Below are 2974 nucleotides of genomic sequence, written 5' to 3' on the forward strand. Positions count from 1 at the left end.
TGCCGAGCCGACCACCTCGATGACCTGGGCCGACTATCTGAGCTGGGCCGCCCGGGTGACCCGGGCCAGCCGGGGCCGGGTCGCCGGCTCGATGGACCCGTCGGGCGACCACCGGGCGCTGTGGCTCTGGCTGCGCGGGCTGGGCACCCGGTTCTACCAGGGCCGCCAGCTGGGTTTCGGCCCGGCCGCGCTGCTGGACTGGTTCGAGTTCTGGGAGCGGGCCCGCAGCCAACGGGCCACCCCGGCCGCCGCCCTGGTGGACCGCGCCGACGGGGGCGATCCGGCCCGGCAACTGGTGGTCAGCGGGCACACCGCCGCCTCGTTCGCCTGGTCGCACCAGTTTCCCGAGCTGCAGCGCTACAGCAAGGACGAGCTGGCCCTGGTCGGCTTCCCCGGCCCCCGGGCCGCCCAGTGGGACCGGGCGTCGATGTACTGGGCCGGGTTCCGGGGCACCCGGCACCCGCAGGTGGTGGCCGACGTGGTCGACTTCCTCACCGGCAGCGTGGAGGTGGGCCGGCTGCTCGGCACCGAGCGGGGCCTGCCGGCCAGCCTGACCGTACGCCAGGCGGTCGTGCAGACCCTCGACGATCCGCTTGCCGAACGGGTCGCCGCCCTCGGCGAGGCGCTGCACCAGCAGGTCGGCCCGGCACCCGCGCCACCCCCGAGGGGGCACAACGAGGTGCGTGCCCTGCTCACCGAGGCGGCCCGGAGCATCCGCGCGGGACGCTCCGGGGCGCGGGCGGCGACGACACAGTTCATGGCCCGGGCCCAGGCAGCCCTGGCCCGGTGACGGGTCGGCGGGACGGGCGGTGACGCCGGTCGCGGATCAGCGGGGCGGACGGTTACGCCGGTTGCGGGTCAGCAGCACCACCAGCAGGACGATGCCGCCGACGACCACCAGGCAGCAGAGCAGCCCGAGGACGCCGAACCCGCCGCCCCGGGACCGTCGCCGGGCCGCCTCCACCACCAGCTCGCCGGTGCCGGTGGACGCCCACGCGGCCACCGGCACGAAGACCGAGAGCACGACCGCGCCGAGGACCGCGCTCAGCCGGCCCCACCATGTGATCGGAGTTGACGTCTTGATCTCAGTAGACATGCCTTCATCCTGACCGAGGGCGGCAACTCCGGCACGCCGAAGCCCGCAGCGATTCCGGACGGGACGCCGGGAAACGGCGACAGGCCCCGGAGATGAACTCCGGGGCCTGTCGAAAACGTAGCGGGGACAGGATTTGAACCTGCGACCTCTGGGTTATGAGCCCAGCGAGCTACCGAGCTGCTCCACCCCGCGTCGGCTGGTTAACCGTAGCCTACCGACCCCCGGGCCCGCAAAACGGCACCCGGGCCGTCAGTCCAACCAGTCCCGCAGCGCGTCCACCGCCCGCCGGCTGTCGGCGTCCACCTGCGACCGCTCACTGGACGTGCCCTCCCAGCCCTGCTCCCAGAGCACGGTCACCGCGTCCCCGAGACGGATCGCCCGGACCAGCCGGATCTCGTCCCCGCCGGCCGGGACACCCGCCCCTTCGGAGTACGACCGGCGCAGCTCGAACAGCACCGACTCGTCGCCGTAGCCGCCACCGGCCAGCAGGCGGTACCGGGACGTCACCCCCGGGGTGTCGGACGACTGCTGGATCGGACAGTCCCGCACCGCCGCCCGCAGCTCACCGAGCGCGTCCTCGGCGCGACCGGCCCGGTAGAGGGTGATGGTGTGCCGGTAGCTGCCGTCCGGGACGTACCCCTTCGGGGTGTCGGCGTAGCGGAAGGCCAGGACGCGGCCCCGGCTCTGGACGACACCGGAGTCGCCGGGGTGCGCGCCGCAGAGCTGCGGCAGCGCCGGGCCGGGAGTGAACATCGGCCGCACACCGGTCTCGTTCGCCGCGGCGAGGGTGAAGAACGCCGCGTCGGGGATCGCGGTCGGCGGCCGGTCGGACGGCGACGTGACGGCCGGGCTGACCGGGCCGGCCGGCGACCGGACGGCGGAGCCGGTGAGCGCGGACGCGGCCGGGGCGGAGGTCACCGTCGCCGCCGGCGACACCGCCGGGGCGGGCACCGCGACGGCGGTGGCGGGTGGGGAGAGGGAGGGCGGCCCGGCCGGTGTGCCGGGCGCGGCGGTGAGCACGAACCGGGTGCCGGCCGCCGTCCCGCCCACCAGGACCGCCACGACCAGCACCCCCGCCGCCGCCCGCAGCCGGGCCCGCCGGTCGGCGTACCGACGGACCAGGTCGGGCGGGACCAGGCCGCCGGGGTCGGTGTCCTGCGCCAACGACCGGTAGAAACGGTGCAGCTCACGCGACATCGTTGACCTCCAACTCCTTCGCCGAGACGCCGGGGAGCAGCTCCGCCAGGCGGGACCGCCCCCGGGACAGCCACGACTTCACGGTGCCGCTGGGCACCCGGGCCTCCCGGGCGATCTCCTCCACCGGCATGTCGAACAGGTAGTGCAGGGCCAGCGCCTGACGCTGGTTGGCGGGGAGCTGCCGTAGCGCGGCCACCAGCAGCACGGTGTCCTCACCGGGTGGCCGGACGTCCTCCGGCGGACCGGTACGGCTGATCGCCGTCCGCCAGCTCCGTAACCGGCGGAACCGGTCGGCGGCCAGCCGGCTGACCACCAGCCGTAGCCACGCCTCCGGCGCGGGGTGCTGTGCCAGCCGGCCCCACTGCCGCCAGGCGCGGGCGTACGCCTCCTGGACGAGGTCCTGTGCCTCGCCGTGGTCGCCCGCCACGGCGTGGCCGTAGCGCAGGGTCCGCGCCGAGGTGCTCCGGTAGAACTCGTCGAAACTCCGCTCGTCCCTCATGCCCGCACCACGTCCCCCCGTCCCGGCCACCTGCACTGGAGACGGTCAGCGGCATCGTCAGGTTGCGGGACGACTGGTCGGAAAAGCGACGGGGCCCACCCTCCCGGTAGCGGATCGTGGGCCCCGTCCACGCGGGAGCGGGCTGGTCAGCCCCCCCCCGACCGCGTAGGCGTGGCGGGCGG

The 2974-nt window shown here is 75.1% G+C and carries 3 protein-coding genes, 1 tRNA gene and 1 pseudogene; 1 reads left to right on the top strand and 4 read right to left on the bottom strand.

Annotated elements, in window-relative coordinates; translation table 11 throughout:
• A pseudogene (locus ACOJTC_RS19215) lies at nt 1-790 on the top strand (ABC transporter substrate-binding protein); the annotation flags it as partial.
• Nucleotides 791-826: 36 nt separating this feature from the next.
• Here the strand turns inward: ACOJTC_RS19215 and ACOJTC_RS19220 are convergent.
• From ACOJTC_RS19220 to ACOJTC_RS19235, 4 genes are all read right to left on the bottom strand, one after another.
• Nucleotides 827-1096, bottom strand: coding sequence for a hypothetical protein (locus ACOJTC_RS19220; protein WP_204926789.1), 270 nt, complete (start codon nt 1094-1096; stop codon nt 827-829).
• Between the two features lie 118 nt (nt 1097-1214).
• Nucleotides 1215-1288, bottom strand: a tRNA-Met gene (locus tag ACOJTC_RS19225).
• A 57-nt stretch (nt 1289-1345) separates the two neighbouring features.
• Nucleotides 1346-2293 (bottom strand): hypothetical protein, encoded by a 948-nt coding sequence (locus ACOJTC_RS19230; RefSeq protein WP_420117922.1) that lies wholly within the window; start codon nt 2291-2293, stop codon nt 1346-1348.
• Complete coding sequence (locus tag ACOJTC_RS19235; protein ID WP_088644229.1) at nt 2283-2792, bottom strand: SigE family RNA polymerase sigma factor; 510 nt, start codon at nt 2790-2792, stop codon at nt 2283-2285. The genes ACOJTC_RS19230 and ACOJTC_RS19235 overlap by 11 nt, the downstream gene beginning before the upstream one ends.
• Nucleotides 2793-2974 lie beyond the last annotated feature (182 nt).

Source organism: Micromonospora sp., assembly GCF_048594385.1.
Taxonomy (GTDB): domain Bacteria; phylum Actinomycetota; class Actinomycetes; order Mycobacteriales; family Micromonosporaceae; genus Micromonospora; species Micromonospora wenchangensis.